Genomic DNA, 20,355 nt, shown 5'->3' on the forward strand with positions numbered 1-20,355 from the left:
CCGACCGTACTGTCAGGCCGCATGGAAGGACTGCGCGAGCAGCGGCCTGGTGACGCGAGTGCTCGTCCAGACCACGGCTATACCCACGCTCACGACGACGGCGATCGTCAGCAACGACTCGGGTGCGGTGATGAGAGCGATGCCGAGCAGCGGGAAGACCAGCACGGCAGCGCAGAGCGCCGAACCGAGTGCGGTGACCAGCAGAGGTGACATGATCGCTGTTCTCCGTGCGCTGTCGACGGTCTCCAGCGGCATCCCGAGGTGGTGAAGGCTCCTGTGCAGGTCACGCTGGTCCAGCACTGATGCTGCTTGGTTCACTCCGACCGATGCCGCGACCATGAGGAACGAGGCCACGAGAGTGATGAGAAGGCCGGTGCGCATGTCGGCCGCGAGAGCGGCATCCGCGCCGTCGAGCCCCTCGCTTCCCATCACGTTCATCAGGGAGACGCCGGTCCCGGCGAACACCGCCATGAAGCTGGCCATCGCGATTCCACTCACCTGGCGCCATGCGGCTTTCGGCGAGTCGAGCACCATCCGCGCTGCGATCAGCCGATCCGCCCTCTCAGCGCGCCGCAGCTGACGAGATGCGGTGACCTTGAGCACCCACGGGCCGATCACATTGAGGATCGCCAGTGCGACCGCGAACAGGGCCGCGAGCACGACGATCGTGGTGGTGAAGCCCGCGATCGTGGGGAAGATCTTCACGAGGACGAAGACGAGTGCGATCACCGAGACGCCGATGATCGCACGGAACCAGTGCACGGACGAGGTGCTCGTGCGAAGCCGCACGCCGAGGGGCGAGATGATCACCCGCCGGAGTCCGAGAGCAGCGCTGCCGGCGGCGACGAGCAGTATGCCGCCGACGACCGCGACGACACCGACCGGTGGCAGCAGCACCGCGTCGAGGCCCAGCGCCGCTCCACGGAACGGGATGAGCCCGATGAGGGGGGAGATCGCGAGGTAGGCGATGATACCCACGAGCGCACCGGCGGCTGCGACGAGGACGGACTCGATCACAGTGGCCACGCTCACGCCCAGCCCAGTGACACCGAGAAGGCGGAGGGTCGAGAGCCGCTCGTCCCGTCGCCGTGCGGAGAGCCGGGCCGCAGCACCGCCGAGGTTCGCGAGGGGGACGACGAGTAGCACCAGTGCGATGGCGGCGAGGGCTTGATACAGAGGACCGTAGCCGTCGGTCCACGTCCAGAAGGACTGGGCTCCACCCACGACGGTGAGCACCAGAGCGGTGACGATCGCGAACGCAGTGGCGGGAAGGGCGATCACGGCGTTCTGGCCCTTGGCAGGCCGCAGCAGGAGACCGAGCACGGACGGGTTCATGCTTTCACCGCCGATGCCGTGATCTGGCCGTCGCGGACAGAGACGATCCTCGAGCAGCGCGCGGCGACCTCCGGATCATGAGTCACGACGAGCAGCGTCCGCCCCTGTCCGGTGGTCGACCAGAGCAGCGCATTCATCACCTCCTGCGACGTGCGCGAGTCCAGCGCGCCGGTCGGCTCGTCGGCGAACACGAGGTCGGCGCCGGTGGCCTGGGCACGAGCGATCGCGACGCGCTGCGCCTGCCCGCCCGACAGCTCACCGATCCGTCGGTCCTCCATCCCCGCGAGCCCGAGAGCGGCGAGCCATGACGTCGCGTGCGCCACGGCATCCGCCCGTTTCACTCCGTTGATCATCGAGGCCAGCGCCACGTTCTCCACGGCGGTGAGCTCGGGGATCAGCAGGCCCTGCTGGAAGACGAACCCGAACCGCTCGCCTCGCAGTCGCGACCGTGCCGATTCGCCGAGGCCGGCGAGCTCGACCGGACTGCCGGTAGAGGGCTGGAAGCTCACCGTGCCGGTGTCGGGGGTGATGATCCCGGCGAGCACATGGAGGAGTGTCGTCTTCCCGGATCCGGATGCGCCCATGATCGCCACGGACTCGCCACGATGGATGGCGAGATCCACCCCGGCGAGTGCGCGGGTGGTGCCGTAGGACTTCGTGAGGGATCGGGCTTCGAGGACGGATAAGTTCATGTTTCCAGCCTCGCGACCGGCCCCGATCGGTGCATCGGCCCGGCGGATGATCCGCGTCGAACCGCATACACCGATCGGATGATCTCGGTCAGATCCGCTTCTGCCACGCTCCCGCATAGGAGACCGCGGTGAAACCGATCGCCTCGTTGATGCCGAGCATCGGACGGTTCTCTTCTGCGTTGAATGTGGAGACCACAGGGGAGTGGGGCATCAGCTCGCGCCAGTGCAGCAGATTGGCGCACTTGACGAGCGCGCCGAGGCGGTGTCCCCGGTGCTCGCTAGAGACGAGAGTGCCGAGCTGATGCGTCACCCCTGTGCGGTCCGACGCGATCAGGAGCTCGTTGTAGGCGACGAGGTCACCGGAGGGGATGTGCTGCACCGCGACGACCGACAGCGCCTGACCGGCGCCGGTGAGACGCTTCTCCCGTCGGACGACGCGATCGGCGTCCCAGACTTCGGCGACGAAATCCATCTCGCCGCTCGGCGCATCCGTCGAGAGACGGGCGAGGATCGCCGCGTAGCCCTCGCGGTGCTCGGTCGGCGTCGGAGCAAGCCACTGCAGAACGCGATAGTCGGGCCCTGCCGCGGCCTGCGCCGTCTCCATCGCCTCGCGCAGGGGAGCCGAGTCTGAGCGCAGATCGAACTCGCTGTTGCGCTCGACCTGCTCGAACTCGTAACCACGGGCCTCGAGGGCGTCGGAGAGCGGGATCGCCGGGATGCGGCCCCATCCGGTTCGCGGAACGATCATCCGCTCGGCCTCGACCGGGCGGTGAAGCGTCCAGGTCTGCACAAGTGAGCGACCGTGCGCGCGCGCCTCGGTCTCCGCGAGCGAGAGCAGCGCATCCTCGACGCCGCGTCCCCAGTGGCGCTCCGGCACCATCAGGTCGACCTCCGCCGCATGGGCGTCCTCCTCCTGCGCGTAGTCGATCGTGATCATCCCCACGATCTCGTCTCCGAGGCGGGCGACAAACCCGGTGTGCAGAGTGTCGGTGGTGTCCTGCCACCCGGCGAGCAGCTGCGCGGCGTCAGGCGCGATATCGGGCAGGCCGACCAGTTCATCGCAGATCTGGCGATTGAGGTCTCCGTAGGCGCGGAAGTCGGCGCCGTCGGCATCGTCCAGTGATTTCGGGACGGTCAGCGCAGAGATCGTCAGCGCGATGGTCGTCATGTCAGTTCCTTCTTCCAGGCGCCTTCATAGGCGATGGCGGTGAAGCCCATGGCTTCGTTGATGGAGAGCATGGGACGGTTCTCCTCGGCGTTGTACGTGATCACGTCGCCGGACTCCGGAGCGACGTCGCCCCAGGCGAGCAGGGCGGCGCACTTCACGAGCTGCCCGAGACGGTGCCCTCGATGCTCGACCAGCACGAGAGTGTCGTGCTGGTGCGTGGTCGCGGTGAGCACCGGGCCGATTCCGAGTTCGGTGAAGGCGGTCAGTGCACCGGTGGGGATGTGCTGGGCGACCGTGACCTGCATGGTCTGGCCCATCTCCTCGATGCGCTTCTCGCCGTCGATCAGACGCTGTGCGTCCCAGGCCTCCTCGTCTGTCTCCAGATCGCCGGACGGGGCGTCCGTCGACATGCGCGATTTCAGCCACGCGTAGCCGTCGATGTGCTCGGCCGGGGTGGGAAGCCCCCACTGGAGCACGCGGTAGTCCGTCGAGAACGCGCGGGCCTCCTCGTACAGTGCTCGCGCGCGATCGAGAGTCGACGCGGTGATATCGAGACGACTCACGCGGTACACCTGCTCGAGGGTGAAGCCGTGACGTGTGAGGAATCGTGCGACGTGGTCGTCCGGCACACTGCCGAAGCCGGTCCGCGCCTCGAGCCGTGGACCGTCGCTCGCCGGCTGCTCCGTCCAGTTCTGGATGACGGTGCGGCCGTGCTTCCGCGCGACGGCCTCGATGTGAGGCAAGGTGGCCGTGCCGATCCCGCGCCCCCAGACCCGCGGATGGATCTCGATCGACGCGATCGCCACCCGGGATCCCTCTTCATGGGGAATGTCGACGACGGCGCGGCCGACCATCTCGTCACCGACTCTGACGGCCCACACCACGGTGGTGCGCTCCTTGCGGGAACGCAGCAGAGGCAGCAGCGCCTCAGGTGTGAGGTCCTGCTCGGTGCGGCCGGTGAGTTCCCGGTAGACGGCGTTGCGGACGCGGGCGAGTTCGCGGAACTCGCCCGCGTCCGCTGCATCCGCCCGTGCTGGCAGCACGAGCGGATGCAGCGATGCATCATCGGTGAGGGGGATGCCCATGGTGATCTCCAGGTCAGCGCAGCTGACGCTGCAGGTCGTACGTGAGCAGTGCGAGCGTCTCGCCGGCCGCGCGGTCTCGGCGTTCGAGAGGCGAGCCGTCCGAATAGGCAGGAGACGCGGTGCGACGTCCCCGGCGGGGACGCTGAGCCCTCTGAAGCAGCCACAGGCCGATCCGGAGGGAGAGACGGTCCGCGAGCGCGAGGCGCCGCAGTTCGTCGGGTGCGGGGATGTGGAGGACCTGCTGGCCCTCGGTATCCGGGGGGTGGGTGATGTTGCGGTACAGCGTGGTATTCACGATGATCCTTCGAGAAGAGTGGTGTGGATGGGTGAAGCGAGCACCTGCGCAGACCACCGAGCGGTGTCCGGACGGGTGCGGAGAGTCGAGAGCCCGGGTCGCGAGAAGGCGATCGCCGGGGTCGGCGGGAATCCGTGATCCGAGGGCGGATCAGAGGGTGGGCGCCGTGACACGCGCCTGAGGGAGGCCCCTCATGGGGCGGCGACCTGCGGCTGGCGCAGGGCAGAGTCCTCGGGCTGCGGTTCTACGAGAGCGCAGTGGTGCGGACGCCGGCGGTTACCGAGTGCGCAAGACGCGGCGCGAATGGCGCGGCGAGGCCAGTGGCCTGTGCGTTGAGTGTGATCATCATCGGTAACCTCCTTTCGTGTGGCGATCCGGAGGTTACGGTAGCGAAGCCCGGGCGTGTCCGTCAAGCACCTTCGGCGTGGATCGGCGTGTCGCGCCCTGTCCCGGTTCGATCGGGACCCGCGCGGGATGCCGGTTCTGAGCCGTCATTCCGGTAGCGTATGGGCGTGATTCACCCCCGAAGCGCGGCACGCGCATGCACCTGAAGAGCCTGACCCTCAAGGGGTTCAAGTCCTTCGCGCAGCCCACGAGTTTCGTGTTCGAACCGGGTGTCACCTGCATCGTCGGACCCAACGGGTCGGGCAAGTCCAACGTCGTCGACGCCCTGGCATGGGTCATGGGCGAACAGGGCGCCAAGACCCTCCGCGGCGGCAAGATGGAAGACGTCATCTTCGCCGGTACCTCGACCAGAGGACCGCTCGGCCGCGCAGAGGTGCAGCTCACGATCGACAACAGTGACGGGGCGCTGCCCATCGAGTTCGCCGAGGTGACGATCAGCAGGACGCTGTTCCGCAACGGGGCGAGCGAGTACGCGATCAACGGAGAGAACTGTCGACTGCTCGATCTGCAGGAGCTGCTCAGCGACTCAGGACTCGGTCGCGAGATGCACGTCATCGTCGGTCAGGGACGTCTCGACACCGTGCTCCAGGCATCGCCGGAGGACCGTCGGGGCTTCATCGAGGAGGCGGCCGGAATCCTCAAGCACCGGCGCCGCAAGGAGAAGACCCTCCGCAAGCTCGATGCGATGGAGACGAATCTCACACGTCTGAGCGACCTCGCCGGAGAGATCCGGCGTCAGCTGAAGCCGCTCGGCAGACAGGCCGAGATCGCGCGCGAAGCGCAGACCATCGCGGCGGTGGTTCGCGACGCCAAGGCGCGAATCTTCGCCGACGACGTCGTGGCGCTTCGCACTGCTCTCGCCGATCACACGCGCACCGAGCATGAACGGCACACGGAGCGTCTGGTGCTGTCGGACCAGGCGGAGGCGGTGCGCGGGAGCATCGCGCGCCTCGAGCAGGACCAGAACTCGGTCGCCGTCGACCAGGCGAGGGGAGTGGCCTTCGGCTTGGAGCAGGTGCAGGAGCGGATGCGCGGGCTCTACACCCTCGCGAACCAGCGGCTCGCGCTCCTCGGATCCGAAGAGGACGACGCGGCGGTGACCGCCGTCACGGTGACGCAGAGCACGATCGACGAGGCGAAGGACGAGATCACCGAGATCTCGGCCGGCCTCGGCGACGCCCAGGACGCGGCGTCGGTCGCGAGCCGCGAGGTCGTGAACGCCCGAGCCGAACTCGACACCCTCGATGTGGACATCGCCGAGCAGAGCGCCCTGGTGTCCGAGTACGACATGCGGCTCAGCGCGCTCCGCGGGACGGCCGATGCTGCAGCGTCCGCCCTCGCCGCGGTGCGTGGCGCTGTGCTGCGCCAGGAGAACGCTCTCGAGGCCGCGAACGCGCGTCGCCGCGAGGCCGCTGAGGCACTCGAGTCGATCGATGAGGCCGAGGCCCCCGAGGGTACGGCGGCGGAGCACTCGGCCGCATACGAGACCGCGCAGCGGGCGGCGACAGCCGCGGAGACCGAGCGCGAAACGCTTCGCGAGCGACTGCATGCGGCCGAGCGCGAGGTCGACTCGCTCACGGCGAAGTCGGCGGCACTCGGAAGCGCGCTCGCGATCTCGGGCGGCGCGGCCGAGATCGTGAAGACCGGCGGTGCAGGCATCCGGGGACTCGTCGGTGACTCCGTCCAGGTCAGAACGGGGTTCGAAGCAGCGATCGCGGCAGTGCTCGGCTCTCTCGCTGAAGGAGTGCTCGTCGACAGGGCGTCCGATGCGTTCGCTCTCGCGAACGAGGCTGCGGAGCAGCGCAGGGGCGTCGTCGACTTCGTGGTCGCCGGTGCCCTGCGACCCGATGTCGATCTGCCCTCGCTCGAAGGAGTGACACCCGCGATCGACACGGTGAGCGCTCCCGACGGAGTGCTCGGGATCCTGTCGCACGTCCTGATCGCCGAGGGGCTGGACGCTGCGCGCACAGCCCGCGAGGCTCTCGACGCGATCGGCGATACCACGACGACGATCGTCACGACCGGGGGCGATGTGGTCACGGCCCAGACGCTGCGCACCGGCTCCGGAGGAGAGCGATCGCGTCTCGAGCTCGCGGCCGAGCGCGATGCCGCGAACGATCGTCTCGCAGAGGTGCAGGTCATCGTCGATTCGCTGCGTGAAGCGCGTGAGGATGCGAACGAGGCCGTCGAGAGCACCCGCCGCAACGCCAAGGATGCACTTCGATCGCTTCGCGAACACGACGCTGCCCTTGCGAGCCACGCCGAGCAGGTCAACCGCATCACGGTGATGCACGAGTCCGCCGTCGCCGAATGCGAGCGTCTGGAAGCCGGCCTCGTTCAGGCGCAGTCCGCGGTCGAGGACGCTGAGACGAAGGCCGAGGCAGCGAAGGTCGGGCTCGAGGCTGCGGTGTCGGCGCCGCGACCGGTGCTGGACGCATCGGCGCGTGACGGGCTGCTCGACGCCCTCGAAGTCGCACGCGAGGGTGAGGTCCGAGCACGACTCGAGATCGAGACGCTGCGCGAGCGGGTGCGCGCTGCGCAGGCGCGTGTCGCGAGCCTCGAACGTCAACGGGAACAGGAGCGCGATGCGGCCGCCGAGGCCGCCCGCCGCGCGGTGATCCGGCGTGCACAACGAGAAGCGGCATCCGGTGTCGCCGATGAGCTTCCGCGCATCCTGGACTCGATCGACCGATCGGTCACCGAGGCGCGGGTCGCCCTGGCCGAGGCAGAGTCCGCGCGATCCGCACAGAACCAGGAACTCACCGCTCTGCGCGCGCAGGAGACCTCTCTTCGAGAAAGGCTCGCCGGGCTCACCGAGAGCGTGCACGGACTCGAACTGCAGATCCACGAGAAGAAGCTCCACCTCAACAGCCTGCTCGAGCGGGTCGCGTCTGAGCTCGCGCTCGACGAAGATATTCTCGTTGCGGAATATGGTCCCGACCAGCTGGTTCCCCGCGATCCTGGCGTAGAGCACACCGAAGATGAGCTCGCAGACGACACCGCGATCCCGTTCGATCGACGCATTCAGCAACGCCGACTCGCCGATGCCGAGCGCAAGCTCGCACAGCTCGGACGCGTGAACCCGCTGGCGTTGGAGGAGTTCGCGGCGCTCGAACAGCGTCACGCGTTCCTCACCGAGCAGCTCGCCGACCTGACGCAGACCCGGCAGGATCTGCTGACGATCATCGCAGACCTCGACGAGCGCATGCAGACGATCTTCGCGAGCGCGTTCGAGGACACCAGGGTCGCCTTCGGAGAGGTCTTCCCGTTGCTGTTCCCCGGTGGATCGGGAAGCATCTCGCTCACCGATCCCGACAACATGCTCACGACGGGCATCGAGGTCTCGGTCCGTCCCGTCGGCAAGAAGATCGAGCGTCTGTCGCTGCTCTCTGGTGGCGAGCGCTCGCTCGCGGCCGTCGCCCTGCTGGTCGCCATCTTCAAGGCCCGTCCGAGCCCGTTCTACATCCTCGACGAGGTGGAGGCTGCGCTCGACGACGCGAATCTCGGCCGACTGCTCACTGTCTTCGAGCAGCTCCGCGAGAGTTCGCAACTGCTCGTGATCACGCATCAGAAGCGCACGATGGAGATCGCGGACGCCCTCTACGGTGTCTCGATGCGACAGGACGGCGTATCCGCTGTCGTCGGTCAGCGTGTCGGGGACCGCGCCGCGGCCTCCCGCTGAACCGAGAAGCGGGCAATCTCCGCAGAGCTCCGAAGTTGTGCTCAGAGCGTAGGCGTGGGCCGCAAGCGGTCGAGGCGCTACCCGTAGGCTGGAGTCATGGCGGAGAAGTCCTGGTCCCTCACCCGTGCGCTGCGCGGGATGTTCGTCAAGCCCACGATCGACGAGACGACGTGGGAGGACCTCGAGACGGCGCTCATCACCGCCGACTTCGGCCCCGACATCAGCGAGCGCGTCGTCGACGAGCTCCGCGAGAAGGTGGAGCGTTTCCGCACGACCGACCCGCAGGACCTGCAGCGAATGCTTCGCGAGACCCTCGAGGAGCACTTCGCCAAGTTCGACACGACCCTGAAGCTCACCGAACGCCCCGCCGTCGTGCTGGTCGTCGGCGTGAACGGGGTCGGCAAGACCACCACCATCGGCAAGTTCACCAAGTTCCTGCGCGGCTTCCAGCGCAGCGTCGTCGTCGGAGCCGCTGACACGTTCCGTGCGGCCGCCGTCGACCAGCTCGCCACGTGGGCGCAGCGCGGGGGAGCGGCCATCGTCCGCCCCCAGCAGGAAGGCCAGGATCCGGCCTCCGTCGCGTATCAGACCATCGAATACGCGCAGCGTGAAGGCATCGAGATCGCGATCATCGACACGGCCGGCCGGCTGCACACCAAGGGCGGCCTGATGGACGAGCTCACCAAGATCCGCCGCGTCATCGAGAAGCAGGCGCCGATCAGCGAGGTGCTGCTCGTCCTCGACGCCACAACGGGCCAGAACGGCGTGATGCAGGCGGAGGCGTTCCTCGAGCACGCGGGGGTCACCGGCCTCGTCCTGACCAAGCTCGACGGCTCCGCGAAGGGCGGCTTCGTGCTGGCAGTGCAGGAGCGCACCGGCATCCCCGTCAAGCTCCTCGGGCAGGGCGAAGGAATCGACGACCTCACCGGATTCACCCCCCATGTCTTCGTCCAGTCGCTCGTCGGCTGAGTACAGGACTACCGCCGCGAGCACGAGGCTGGTTTCATAGCGTTATGGCGATCGAACACGACTACTTCGGACTCCTGTCCTCGGGACCGGACGGCTCGATCTTCTGGTCTGAGACGGTGGAGCTCGGCGACCAGAGCGTCACCGTCGATCTCACGGCTCCTGACCAGGACGACGTCTCCGCTGACGCTCTCGACATCGCGGCGTCCCTCATCGCCGGGCTTGAGAACGTCGATGCGACGTCACGGCGTGGCATGCTCTCGGAGGTCGACGATCGCACGAGCGAGGTGACCGAGTACATCCTGCAGCAGCAGGAGGCCTACGGAGACGAGCTCGAAGACGTCCTGGTCGATGTGAGCGGCGACGCCGCCGTCGACATCATCCGCTCGCTGCGGCTCATGAGTATGACCATCCTGGCTGATGAGCACGGAGGATCAGAGCCTTTCGCCGTCCTCGAGTACGCGCTCGACGCCGGCACCACCGATGATGTGCTGCTCGTGAACCTCGGTTCCGACGGCAGCGTGCAATCGGTCATGAGCGCCGACTGACGCCCATGACCGATGGGGCGGTTCAGACCGCCTGAGCGAAGCCGAGGTCGGCGCTGTCCGCGATGTGGGCCAGGTGCGCGGGGATCTCGCGCCCCTTCGACACCATCGACTGCGCCCAGAGCCGTCCTGCGCGGTAGGACGAGCGCACAAGGGGCCCCGCGAGGACGCCGAGGAAGCCGATCCGTTCGGCCTCTTCCTTGAACTCCACGAACTCCGTCGGCTTGACCCAGCGGGCGACCGGGAGATGGCGAGGGGACGGCCTCAGGTACTGCGTGATCGTGATGATGTCGCAGCCTGCGTCGTGCAGGTCGTTGAGAGCCTGGACGACCTCTTCGGGCTCTTCGCCCATTCCGAGGATCAGGTTCGACTTGGTGATGAGTCCGGCGTTCCGTCCCTGCGTGATCACGTCGAGCGAGCGCTCGTAGCGGAAGGCCGGACGGATGCGCTTGAAGATGCGGGGCACGGTCTCGACGTTGTGGGCGAACACCTCGGGGCGGGCATCGAAGATCTGCCCGAGGAAAGCAGGGTCGGCGTTGTGCTCGTTGGCGAGCAGTTCGACGCCGGTGTTCGGGTTGAGCTCGTGGATCTTGCGGACCGTCTCGGCGTTGAGCCACGCGCCCGTGTCCGGCAGGTCGTCCCGCGCGACGCTCGTGACCGTGGCGTAGCGCAGGTTCATGCGCACGACGCTCTCGGCGACACGTCGCGGTTCGTCGGTGTCGTAGGCGTCGGGCTTGCCGGTGTCGATCTGGCAGAAGTCGCAACGCCGAGTGCATTGCGAGCCGCCGATGAGGAATGTCGCCTCCCGGTCCTCCCAGCACTCGAAGATGTTGGGACAGCCGGCCTCCTGGCAGACCGTGTGGAGATCCTCGCTCTTCACGAGAGAGTGCAGAGCCGTGTACTCGGGCCCCATCTTCGCCTTCGTCTTGATCCATTCGGGCTTGCGCTCGATGGGAGTCTCGGCATTGCGGATCTCGAGGCGGAGGAGCTTGCGCCCCTCGGGTGCGGCGGTCATGCGGGTACTCCTGCGTGGTCGGCGGACGAGTATTCGGTGAGGAAGGCGGCGGCGACTGCGTCGACGATGTCCGCGGGGGAGACGTCGGCGCCGACGACCTCGCTGACGGTCGTCACTCCGGCGTCGGTGATGCCGCACGGGATGATGCCGCGGAATCCCGACAGGCTGTTGTCGCAGTTGATCGCGAACCCGTGCATCGTGACTCCCTGCTGCACGCGAACGCCGATGGCCGCGACCTTGTCTTCGGAGAGCGGTCGGCGCACCCACACGCCGCTGCGCCCATCGACCTGGTATCCGTCGACGCCGAGCGGTCGAAGCACCTCGATGAGGATGCGCTCGAGTCGGCGGACGTGCGCGACGACGTCCATCGGCTCCGGCAGCCGGACTATCGGATACCCGACCAGCTGGCCCGGGCCGTGCCAGGTGATCTTGCCGCCGCGGTCGACGTCGATCACCGGTGTGCCGTCCTGCGGTCTCTCCTGGGGCTCCGTGCGCTTGCCTGCGGTGTACACGGCTTCGTGTTCGAGGAGGATGAGGGTGTCCGGCCGCGTGCCGTCGACCACATCGGCGTGGGTGCGGCGCTGCAGATCCCACCCGTCCGTATAGGGGACGTAGGCCGGAGCGAGTCCGGGGGTCAGGATGTCGAGCATGATCAGGTCGCTCTCATTCAATAAATGGATTGCGTCTAAGAATACTCCTCCTCGTGATCCGGGGCGCGCCGCAGCGACGCGCGGTAGCGTGTGAGCATGAACAGCACGAGCCGAGCCGGGCGCCCCAAGGCGTCTTCGCGAGAGACCCTCGCCGAGGCTGCCTGCGAGCTGTTCCTCGAGCGAGGGTATGACGCGACATCCGTCGCCGACATCACTCAGCGCGCGGGTGTGAGCCGCTCGAGCTTCTTCAACTACTTCTCGTCCAAGAGCGACGTGCTGTGGTCCGGGCTGGACGACCGCATCTCGAGCGCGGTCGAGGACCTCGTCACGGTGCCCGCCGATCGCGATGGGGCTGAGGTCCGGCGAATCCTGACCGGCCTCGTCGACGGCTTCGCTCCCGACAGCCTCGCGCTCGCGATGACGAATTCCTCGGCGATGGGACTCGACGACGAGCTCGAACAGGATGCCGCGCTGCGCCAGGCGCGACTCGCGGCGGCGCTTGCGGATCTCGCACGCCGATCGGGCGTCGCTCCTCTTCCGGCCGACATCGTGGCTGCGACCTGGTCTGCCGCTGTGATCGCCGCCGTGCGGGCATGGGCGGAGGGCGGAGCGGGGCGCGGATCGGTCGGAGACAGGTTCGCCGACGCCGTGCGCATGATCGACCGGCTGCCCTGGGGTTCCGCACCCGCCTGATCGACAGTGCAGCCGAAACCGCCTGAGTGCGCCGAGAGCGCGGAGAACCTGCGAGATTCGCGTAAACTCGGTCTCACCATGGCTACCTTTGGCACGCTCTCCGATCGGCTCACCGAGACCTTCCGCAATCTGCGCACGAAGGGAAAGCTCACTGCGGCCGATGTCGACGGCACCGTGCGCGAGATCCGTCGCGCACTGCTCGACGCCGACGTCGCGCTCTCCGTCGTGAAGGAGTTCACCGCCAAGGTGCGCGAGCGTGCGCTCGGCGACGAGGTCAACAAGGCGCTGAACCCGGCGCAGCAGGTCGTGCAGATCGTCAACGAGGAGCTGGTCCAGATCCTCGGCGGCGAGCAGCGTCGACTCCAGTTCGCCAAGACTGCGCCGACCGTGATCATGCTCGCCGGCCTCCAGGGTTCGGGAAAGACCACGTTCGCGGGCAAGCTCGCGAAGCAGCTGGAGGGCGAAGGGCACACGCCCCTCCTCGTCGCCGCCGACCTCCAGCGCCCGAACGCCGTCAATCAGCTCCAGGTCGTGGCTGAGCAGGCCGGCGCCACCGTCTATGCTCCCGAGCCGGGCAACGGCGTCGGCGACCCGGTCAAGGTCTCCCGCGACGGCGTCGAGTACGCCCGCCGCCAGCAGCACGACGTGGTCATCATCGACACCGCCGGTCGCCTCGGAGTCGACGCCGAGCTTATGAAGCAGGCGTCCGACATCCGCAAGGCGACCGACCCTGATGAGGTCCTGTTCGTCATCGACGCCATGATCGGTCAGGACGCGGTCAACACGGCCAAGGCATTCCAGGAGGGCGTCGACTTCACCGGTGTCGTCCTGTCGAAGCTCGACGGTGACGCGCGCGGTGGAGCCGCGCTGTCTGTGGCGTCGGTCACCGGTCGGCCCATCATCTTCGCGTCGACCGGAGAGCGCCTCGAAGATCTCGAACCCTTCCACCCCGACCGGATGGCCAGTCGGATCCTCGACCTCGGCGACATCCTCACCCTCATCGAGCAGGCCCAGCAGGCCTTCGACGAGGACGAGGCCATCAAGATGGCCGAGAAGCTCGCCACAGAGCAGTTCACGCTCGAGGACTTCCTCGACCAGCTTCAGCAGATGAAGAAGATGGGGTCGATGAAGAAGATGCTGGGGATGCTCCCCGGCATGGGCCAGATGAAGCAGCAGCTCGAGGACTTCGACGAGCGGGAGATCGATCGCACCGAGGCGATCATCCGCTCGATGACCCCCGGCGAGCGCCGCAACCCCAAGGTCCTCAACGGATCGCGCCGTCTGCGCATCGCGCGTGGTTCCGGTATGACCGTGACCGACGTCAACCAGCTCGTGCAGCGCTTCGACCAGGCCGCGAAGATGATGAAGACGGTCGCCCGCGGTGGCACCCCGAACATCCCAGGTATGGGATCGATGCCCGGCATGGGCAAGCCCGGGGCTTCGTCGAAGCGTGGCAAGAAGGGCAAGTCGTCTGGCGGCTCGCGCTCGGGCAACCCGGCGAAGCGAGCGGCCGAGAATGCGGGGATCGCGACCGCGTCCACCCCGACCGGGTCAGGATTCGGGCTGGGCGGGGCGAAGGCGCCCAGCGAGGCCGACCTCGCCGAGATCCAGAAGCTCTTCGGCAAGAACTGACGGTCGTCAGGTTCGGGATGCCGGGAGCGCTGGCTCCCGAGCAGGGGTCGATGACCGACGCGGCGGTCTGAGTGCCGCCAGCTGTCCCACGACGAGGGCGACGAGTACCAGAGCGATTCCGAGCGCCTGAAGCGGTGTGAACGACTCGCCGGCCACGAGTGTGCCCAACAGCGTCGCGACCACTGGGGAGAGCAGAGCGAGCAGCCCGGGGGCGACGACCGGCAGCAACTGGATGCCTCGGAACCACAGCGTGTAGGCGAGCAGTCCTCCCACCGAGCCCAGCCACACGTATCCGAGCACCGCTCCGCCATCGATGGTGGCAGGAACACCTTCGAGGAGCAGCGTGAGCGGAAGGAGGACGAGACCGCCCGCGGTCAGCTGCCACCCCGCGTAGGCGACCGGTCCGACGCCTGCAGGGCGGCCCCAGCGCTTGGTGAGGATCATTCCGAGAGCGGTGGCGGTCACGCCTCCGAGTGCCGCGAGGATCCCGAGGGCGTCGAGCTGCGCGGCCGGACCCAGCACGACGAGAGCGACGCCGCCCGTTCCCGCGACGGCAGCGGCGGCGGTGAGCGGGCGGATCCGGTCGCGGAGAACGAGCGCGCTCATGCCGAGGAGGATCATCGGCTGTGCTCCCGCGACGGCAGCGGCGACCCCACCGGGCAGCCGCTCGGCGGCCAGGAAGAGCAGGGGGAAGAACGCCCCGATGTTGAGACTTCCGAGCACCAGGGACTTCAGCCACCAGCCGCCGGACGGGAGCGTCCTGCCGATCGCGAGCGCGACGAGACCCGCGGGGAGTGCGCGGAGAAGACCTGCCAGAAGGGGATGGCCTGCGGGGAGCAGCTCTGTCGTCACGAGGTAGGTGGTGCCCCAGGAGAGGGGAGCAAGAGCCGTGAGGAGCAGAACGGAGATGCGATTCATGTCTTCAGCCTGATCCGTTGGTCATGATGAGTCCAAGGCATAGTTGTCACCTCTTTCATGAAGGGAGATCATGGAAGTGTGGATCTCCAGCAGCTGAAGTACGTCGTCGAAGTGGCATCCGCGTCGAGCTTCACTCGAGCGGCCGAACGGTGCTTCGTCACACAGTCCGCCCTCAGCCATCAGATAGCCGCTCTCGAGCGAGAGCTCGGACAGCGTCTCTTCGTCCGCTCGAGCCGCAGCGTCCGGACCACCGAGGCGGGGGACGCCTTCCTGATTCACGCGAAGATGGCGGTGATGGCTGCCGACGACGCCCGTGAGGCCGCGGCTGCGGCTTCCGGCCGTGTCGTGGGCAGGCTCCGACTCGGCGTCATACCCACGGCGAGTGCGGTCTCGGTGCCGCGGGTCATCTCTCGCTTCCGCGAGGCGCATCCCGATGCTCGCGTCGAGCTCTCCGTCGGCAACAGCGACACACTCGCCGACGCGGTGCGGCGGGGCGACCTCGATGTCGCGTTGCTGGGCCTCCGCGAGGAAGCCGTGCCGAGAGGGGTCTCCTCGCGGGAACTCGGTCGCGAGCGCCTGGTCGTCGCGATGCCCCCGACGCATCGTCTCTCAGGTCGGACACGAGTCCGGCTCGCGGACCTCACGGACGAGGTCTTCGCGGATTTCCCGGCAGGCACGTCGGGTCGCGCCCAGGGAGACGCGGCGTTCGCGGCATCCGGCATCTCGCGCGATGTGGCATTCGAGGCTGACTCGTCGGAGATGCTCCTCGGGCTCGTCTCTGAGGGCCTCGCGGTCGCCCTGCTCGCGCCGGGCGTGATCGCCGCGTCAGCCACGGATGCGATCGCCGTCGATCTGGCCGATGGGCCCGTTCGAGTCCAGTACGTCGCGTGGGACGACCGCGCGCCGCGCAGCGTCGCGACTGCCTTCCTTCGCGTCCTCGACTCCGTGACAGGTTTCGGGGGAGACGAAACGGGCCCGGAGGAATCCTCCGGGCCCGTCTCCTCAGAACGCTGAGGTCACTTCACGTCCTCGTCGACCCAGTCCATCGACTTGCTGACGGCCTTGCGCCACAGGCGCAGCTGGCGGTCGCGCTCGGCGTCCTCCATCGAGGGCTCCCAGCGGCGGTCCTCCTGCCAGTTGGCGGACAGGTCGTCCAGACCGTTCCAGAAACCCACGGCGAGCCCTGCGGCGTACGCGGCACCGAGTGCCGTGGTCTCGGCGACGACCGGACGAACCACCGGGACGCCCAGGACGTCAGCCTGGAACTGCATCAGCGCGTCGTTCGCGACCATGCCGCCGTCGACCTTGAGCTCGGTGAGGTCGACGCCTGCATCGGCGTTGACCGCGTCGAGCACGTCGCGGGTCTGGAAGGCGACTGCCTCGAGCGCCGCGCGAGCGATGTGGTTCTTGTTCGCGTAGCGGGTGAGACCGACGATCGCACCGCGTGCGTCAGGACGCCAGTACGGAGCGAACAGACCCGAGAACGCGGGGACGATGTACACGCCGCCGTTGTCGTCGACCTGCTTGGCGAGCTCTTCGACCTCGGGAGCGGAGCTGATGATCCCGAGCTGGTCGCGGAGCCACTGGATCAGCGAACCGGTGACGGCGATCGAGCCCTCGAGAGCGTAGTGCGTCGGTCCGTCGCCGAGCTTGTAGCCGACGGTGGTGAGCAGCCCGTTCTTCGAGTGGACGATCTCCTCGCCCGTGTTGAAGATGAGGAAGCAACCGGTGCCGTAGGTGTTCTTGCTCTCACCCTGGTTGAAGGCGGCCTGGCCGAACGTCGCGGCCTGCTGGTCGCCCAGGATGCCTGCGATCGGCGTCTCGCGCAGCAGCGACGAGTCTTCGGCAGCACCGTACACCTCGGACGAGGAACGGATCTCCGGCATCATCGAGCGCGGCACGCCGAAAGCCTCGAGGATGTCGTCGCGCCACTCGAGCGTCTCGAGATCCATGAACATGGTGCGCGAGGCGTTGGTGACGTCGGTCACATGGACGCCGCCGTCGACACCACCCGTGAGGTTCCACAGCACCCAGCTGTCGGTCGTGCCGAAGACGAGGTCGCCCGCCTCGGCCTTCTCGCGCGCACCCTCGACGTTCTCGAGGATCCACGCGATCTTGGTGCCTGAGAAGTAGGTCGCGAGGGGGAGGCCCACGACGGGCTTGAACCGCTCGACGCCGCCGTCCGCCGCGAGGCGGTCGACGATCTCCTGCGTGCGGGTGTCCTGCCAGACGATGGCGTTGTATACCGCCTTGCCGGTCGTCTTGTCCCAGACCACGGCGGTCTCACGCTGGTTGGTGATGCCGACGGCGGCGATGTCGTGACGCGTCAGGTCGGCGCGGCTCAGGGCGAGTCCGATGACCTCCTGGACGTTGCGCCAGATCTCGGCGGGGTCGTGCTCGACCCAACCGGCCTTCGGCAGGATCTGCTCGTGCTCCTTCTGACCGGTCGCGACGATGCTGCCCTTCTTGTCGAAGATGATCGCGCGGCTGGAGGTGGTGCCCTGATCGATGGCGATGATGTAGTCGGCCATTGTGTTCTCCTTTGAAGTCAGGTTCTGGTTCAGGCGAGGTTCAGCAGGACGGGTGCGGCGACGGCGGCGAGGACACCACCGATGAGCGGGCCCACGACCGGGACCCACGAGTAGGACCAGTCGCTGGAACCCTTGCCCTTGATCGGCAGGATGGCGTGGGCGATACGCGGGCCGAGGTCACGTGCAGGGTTGATCGCGTAGCCGGTCGGTCCACCGAGGGAAGCACCAATGGCGACGACGACCAGGGCGACCGGGAGCGCGCTGAGCGGTCCGAGGCCTCCGGGGGTTCCGATGTCGGCGACGCCGTAGTCCGCAAAGGCGAAGACCGCGAAGACGAGCACGAACGTGCCGATGACCTCGGTGACGAGGTTCCAGCCGTACGAGCGGATCGCGGGGCCGGTCGAGAACACACCGAGCTTGTTCGCCGCTTCCGGCTCCTCGTCGAAGTGCTGCTTGTAGGCGAGCCAGGTGAGGATCGCACCCACGATCGCTCCGAGGAGCTCGGCACCGGTCGCAACGGCGAACTGCGAGAAGTCGATCTTGCCGGCGACCAGGAGGCCGATGCCGACGGCCGGGTTCAGGATCGCGCCGGAGTATGCGGAGGCGAGGACACCCACGAAGACCGCGAGACCCCATCCCCAGTTGACCATCAGGAAGCCGCCGCCGAAGCCCTTGTTCTTCGCGAGGGCGACGTTGGCGACCACACCACATCCGAGGAGGATCAGCATCGCTGTGCCGACGAACTCCGAGAGGAAGTAGAGACCGAGATTCACATCAGTCATGTCTTCATTGACCTTTCTTGAGTGCCAGGGCCCCTTAGCCCTGGCACTTGTTGGGAGTTACACCGCGTGGAGGGCGGTGTTCGGATGTCTCGTCAGCCGCGTGTGCGGGACGAGATCTTCAGTCCATGTCGCTCGTTCAGCAGAGTGCGCGTCTGATCCAGCTCGGCGTCGTGTCGCGCACGATCCCAGTCGAGCAGAGGTGCCAGTGCGTCGGCAAGCTCTTCGAGCACATCCGCGTCGGCGTGTCCGGTGAATGCGATGCTGGTGCGACGCAGGATGACATCCTGCAGGCGCGCGACCATCTCGTTCTCCACCATCCAGGCGAGCTCGCGCGTTGAGAGGTCGCCACCGGCGAGGGGAGCGTCGTCGCCCTGTTCGATGTACTCCCACACCTGCGCTGCGCGGGTGCCGTAACGGGCGAGCAGGCGCTCGGCGCGCTCACCGGCTCCGGGAAGGTTCTCCTGGATCCAGATGCGACGGGCCTTCTCGGTGCGCGGGAAGTCGCGGCCTCCGCCGATCGCGCGCCCGGCCGTCGACACGGTGCGGGTTCGGCCGATCAGACCGAGCACGACGTCGGAGAGCGACTCTCCGAGGGCGCGGAAGGTCGTCCACTTGCCGCCGACCAGGCTGACGAGGGGCGCTGCACCCTTCTCGTCGACCTCGATGCGGTAGTCGCGAGAGACGAACCCGGGAGCCGTGTCCTCGTGGCGGGGAAGGGGACGGATGCCGGAGAAGTTGTAGACGATCTGCTCGCGTGTCACATCGATCTGCGGGAAGACGTGGTGGATGAGGTCGAAGAAGTAGTCGATCTCCTCCTCCGTGCAGACCGGGACCTCGCGCGGGTCGGCGTCGATGTCGGTCGTGCCGACGAGAACGCGTCCCTTGAGCGGGTAGATCAGCACGATGCGGCCGTCGGAGTGCTCGAAGAAGATCTCGCGTCCACGGGTCGCCTCGAGCAGTTCGGGGTGGTCGAGCACGATGTGCGAGCCCTTGGTGCCGCCCATGAAACGGGTGTCGGTGCCGAGGGCGTCGTTCGTGAGGTCGGTCCAGGGGCCGGAGGCGTTGACGACGACGTCGGCCGCGACGGTGAACTCGGTGCCGCTCTCGCGGTCGCGGAGCACGACGTTGGCACCGTCGCGTGCGACGGCCTCGACGTAGTTCAGGGCGATGGCACCGCCCGGATGCGCGGCGCGTCCGTCCTGCAGGACGTCGAGCGCGAGACGCTCGGGGTCGTGCATGGAGGCGTCGTAGTACGTCGCGGTGTACTTGATGTTCGGGTCGAGGGAGGGGAGCTCGGCCAGCGAGCGCTTGCGACCGAGGAACCGGTGGCGGGGGACCATGCCGCCGTCGCGCGAGAACGTGTCGTAGATCGTGAGGCCGACCTTGATCAGGAACGCGCCGCGCTCCTGGGGCTTGCCGCTCTTGTGTGTGAGGAAGCGCAGGGGAGCGGACAGGATGCCCGAGAAGGTCGAGTAGATCGGGATCGTCGTCTCGAGCGGCTTCACGTAGTGAGGTGCGATCTTGAGCAGACCGTTGCGCTCTTCGACGGACTCGCGGACCAGTCGGAACTCGCCGTTCTCGAGGTAGCGGATGCCGCCGTGGATCATGTGGCTCGACGCCGCCGACGCGCCGGAGGCGAAGTCTCCGCGTTCGACGAGCAGGACGTCCACGCCCTGCAGTGCGAGGTCACGGAATGTGGAGATGCCATTGATCCCCGCTCCGATGACAAGGACGGTCGTGCGTCCCGATTCACGGACCGCGCGGACTTCGGCGCGTTCCGGTGATGAGTGTGTCGACTCGATCATCTTCGACCCTTCTCTGTGCGTGCCCCCAGCTTCGACCCTTCTGGCCAGTGCGCGCAAGCCGGTTGCACATATGTGCAAAGATCGAGGCGAGGAGGTCGTCGTGACCCATTCAGATGCAGTATCTCGGGATTCGAAGCTGGTCGCGGCGCTCACCGC

The 20,355-nt window shown here is 67.5% G+C and carries 17 protein-coding genes; 6 read left to right on the forward strand and 11 right to left on the reverse strand.

Annotation, left to right across the window (positions count from 1 at the left end):
- Positions 1–12 precede the first annotated feature (12 nt).
- The 5 genes from ASF63_RS03655 to ASF63_RS03675 form a co-directional block, all read right to left on the reverse strand.
- Positions 13–1,335 (reverse strand): hypothetical protein, encoded by a 1,323-nt coding sequence (locus tag ASF63_RS03655; protein WP_056509694.1) that lies wholly within the window; start codon positions 1,333–1,335, stop codon positions 13–15.
- Complete coding sequence (locus ASF63_RS03660; RefSeq protein WP_056509696.1) at positions 1,332–2,027, reverse strand: ABC transporter ATP-binding protein; 696 nt, start codon at positions 2,025–2,027, stop codon at positions 1,332–1,334. The genes ASF63_RS03655 and ASF63_RS03660 overlap by 4 nt, the downstream gene beginning before the upstream one ends.
- Before the next feature lie 88 nt (positions 2,028–2,115).
- On the reverse strand, positions 2,116–3,195 hold the full coding sequence (locus tag ASF63_RS03665) for a GNAT family N-acetyltransferase (RefSeq protein WP_056509699.1): 1,080 nt from the start codon (positions 3,193–3,195) through the stop codon (positions 2,116–2,118).
- Positions 3,192–4,280, reverse strand: a complete 1,089-nt coding sequence (locus ASF63_RS03670) for a GNAT family N-acetyltransferase (RefSeq protein ID WP_056509701.1) — start codon at positions 4,278–4,280, stop codon at positions 3,192–3,194. Before ASF63_RS03670 ends, ASF63_RS03665 begins: the two co-directional genes overlap by 4 nt.
- A gap of 13 nt (positions 4,281–4,293) precedes the next feature.
- Positions 4,294–4,575: a hypothetical protein gene (locus ASF63_RS03675; protein ID WP_056509704.1), complete on the reverse strand. Its 282-nt coding sequence runs from the start codon at positions 4,573–4,575 to the stop codon at positions 4,294–4,296.
- 541 nt (positions 4,576–5,116) lie between these two features.
- Here ASF63_RS03675 and smc point away from each other — a divergent pair.
- The 3 genes from smc (at position 5,117) to ASF63_RS03690 (ending at position 10,176) form a co-directional block, all read left to right on the forward strand.
- Positions 5,117–8,662 carry a chromosome segregation protein SMC gene (gene smc, locus ASF63_RS03680; RefSeq protein ID WP_056509706.1) on the forward strand — a complete coding sequence of 1,182 codons (3,546 nt, stop codon included), beginning with the start codon at positions 5,117–5,119 and terminating at the stop codon, positions 8,660–8,662.
- 96 nt (positions 8,663–8,758) lie between these two features.
- Entirely contained in the window at positions 8,759–9,631 is an 873-nt protein-coding gene (gene ftsY / locus ASF63_RS03685) for a signal recognition particle-docking protein FtsY (RefSeq protein ID WP_056509708.1), read from the forward strand.
- 44 nt (positions 9,632–9,675) lie between these two features.
- Positions 9,676–10,176, forward strand: a complete 501-nt coding sequence (locus ASF63_RS03690; protein ID WP_056307950.1) for a DUF2004 domain-containing protein — start codon at positions 9,676–9,678, stop codon at positions 10,174–10,176.
- A 22-nt stretch (positions 10,177–10,198) separates the two neighbouring features.
- Here the strand turns inward: ASF63_RS03690 and lipA are convergent, their stop codons facing one another.
- Both lipA and lipB read right to left on the reverse strand, forming a co-directional pair.
- Positions 10,199–11,188 (reverse strand): lipoyl synthase, encoded by a 990-nt coding sequence (lipA, locus tag ASF63_RS03695; RefSeq protein ID WP_056509711.1) that lies wholly within the window; start codon positions 11,186–11,188, stop codon positions 10,199–10,201.
- On the reverse strand, positions 11,185–11,838 hold the full coding sequence (gene lipB, locus ASF63_RS03700) for a lipoyl(octanoyl) transferase LipB (RefSeq protein ID WP_056510216.1): 654 nt from the start codon (positions 11,836–11,838) through the stop codon (positions 11,185–11,187). Before lipB ends, lipA begins: the two co-directional genes overlap by 4 nt.
- 96 nt (positions 11,839–11,934) lie before the next feature.
- On the opposite strand from lipB, the gene ASF63_RS03705 reads away from it, so the two are divergent.
- Both ASF63_RS03705 and ffh read left to right on the forward strand, forming a co-directional pair.
- Positions 11,935–12,531, forward strand: a complete 597-nt coding sequence (locus ASF63_RS03705; RefSeq protein WP_056510217.1) for a TetR/AcrR family transcriptional regulator — start codon at positions 11,935–11,937, stop codon at positions 12,529–12,531.
- A 78-nt stretch (positions 12,532–12,609) separates the two neighbouring features.
- Positions 12,610–14,163, forward strand: a complete 1,554-nt coding sequence (gene ffh / locus ASF63_RS03710) for a signal recognition particle protein (protein ID WP_056509713.1) — start codon at positions 12,610–12,612, stop codon at positions 14,161–14,163.
- Between the two features lie 6 nt (positions 14,164–14,169).
- Here ffh and ASF63_RS03715 read toward each other — a convergent pair whose 3' ends face one another.
- The gene (locus ASF63_RS03715; RefSeq protein ID WP_056509716.1) at positions 14,170–15,081 is read right to left on the reverse strand and encodes an EamA family transporter; all 912 of its coding nucleotides are present in this window, start codon (positions 15,079–15,081) and stop codon (positions 14,170–14,172) included.
- Positions 15,082–15,159: 78 nt separating this feature from the next.
- On the opposite strand from ASF63_RS03715, the gene ASF63_RS03720 reads away from it, so the two are divergent.
- Positions 15,160–16,095 (forward strand): LysR substrate-binding domain-containing protein, encoded by a 936-nt coding sequence (locus ASF63_RS03720; RefSeq protein ID WP_056509719.1) that lies wholly within the window; start codon positions 15,160–15,162, stop codon positions 16,093–16,095.
- A gap of 2 nt (positions 16,096–16,097) precedes the next feature.
- Here the strand turns inward: ASF63_RS03720 and glpK are convergent, their stop codons facing one another.
- The 3 genes from glpK to ASF63_RS03735 form a co-directional block, all read right to left on the reverse strand.
- Positions 16,098–17,612, reverse strand: coding sequence for a glycerol kinase GlpK (glpK, locus tag ASF63_RS03725; RefSeq protein ID WP_056509721.1), 1,515 nt, complete (start codon positions 17,610–17,612; stop codon positions 16,098–16,100).
- 29 nt (positions 17,613–17,641) lie between these two features.
- On the reverse strand, positions 17,642–18,394 hold the full coding sequence (locus tag ASF63_RS03730; protein ID WP_056509723.1) for an MIP/aquaporin family protein: 753 nt from the start codon (positions 18,392–18,394) through the stop codon (positions 17,642–17,644).
- A gap of 92 nt (positions 18,395–18,486) precedes the next feature.
- A complete protein-coding gene (locus tag ASF63_RS03735) occupies positions 18,487–20,199 on the reverse strand; it encodes a glycerol-3-phosphate dehydrogenase/oxidase (protein WP_056509725.1) in 1,713 nt (570 codons plus the stop codon).
- Positions 20,200–20,355: the final 156 nt, after the last annotated feature.

The organism is Microbacterium sp. Leaf320 (assembly GCF_001423485.1).
Taxonomy (GTDB): domain Bacteria; phylum Actinomycetota; class Actinomycetes; order Actinomycetales; family Microbacteriaceae; genus Microbacterium.

Bases quoted from the DNA above. Each gene is read 5' to 3' on its own strand.
- ASF63_RS03655 (WP_056509694.1), bottom strand. From the start codon at position 1,335: ATGAACCCGTCCGTGCTCGGTCTCCTGCTGCGGCCTGCCAAGGGCCAG.
- ASF63_RS03660 (WP_056509696.1), bottom strand. From the start codon at position 2,027: ATGAACTTATCCGTCCTCGAAGCCCGATCCCTCACGAAGTCCTACGGC.
- ASF63_RS03665 (WP_056509699.1), bottom strand. From the start codon at position 3,195: ATGACGACCATCGCGCTGACGATCTCTGCGCTGACCGTCCCGAAATCA.
- ASF63_RS03670 (WP_056509701.1), bottom strand. From the start codon at position 4,280: ATGGGCATCCCCCTCACCGATGATGCATCGCTGCATCCGCTCGTGCTG.
- smc (WP_056509706.1), top strand. From the start codon at position 5,117: ATGCACCTGAAGAGCCTGACCCTCAAGGGGTTCAAGTCCTTCGCGCAG.
- ftsY (WP_056509708.1), top strand. From the start codon at position 8,759: ATGGCGGAGAAGTCCTGGTCCCTCACCCGTGCGCTGCGCGGGATGTTC.
- ASF63_RS03690 (WP_056307950.1), top strand. From the start codon at position 9,676: ATGGCGATCGAACACGACTACTTCGGACTCCTGTCCTCGGGACCGGAC.
- lipA (WP_056509711.1), bottom strand. From the start codon at position 11,188: ATGACCGCCGCACCCGAGGGGCGCAAGCTCCTCCGCCTCGAGATCCGC.
- lipB (WP_056510216.1), bottom strand. From the start codon at position 11,838: ATGCTCGACATCCTGACCCCCGGACTCGCTCCGGCCTACGTCCCCTAT.
- ASF63_RS03705 (WP_056510217.1), top strand. From the start codon at position 11,935: ATGAACAGCACGAGCCGAGCCGGGCGCCCCAAGGCGTCTTCGCGAGAG.
- ffh (WP_056509713.1), top strand. From the start codon at position 12,610: ATGGCTACCTTTGGCACGCTCTCCGATCGGCTCACCGAGACCTTCCGC.
- ASF63_RS03715 (WP_056509716.1), bottom strand. From the start codon at position 15,081: ATGAATCGCATCTCCGTTCTGCTCCTCACGGCTCTTGCTCCCCTCTCC.
- glpK (WP_056509721.1), bottom strand. From the start codon at position 17,612: ATGGCCGACTACATCATCGCCATCGATCAGGGCACCACCTCCAGCCGC.
- ASF63_RS03730 (WP_056509723.1), bottom strand. From the start codon at position 18,394: ATGACTGATGTGAATCTCGGTCTCTACTTCCTCTCGGAGTTCGTCGGC.
- ASF63_RS03735 (WP_056509725.1), bottom strand. From the start codon at position 20,199: ATGATCGAGTCGACACACTCATCACCGGAACGCGCCGAAGTCCGCGCG.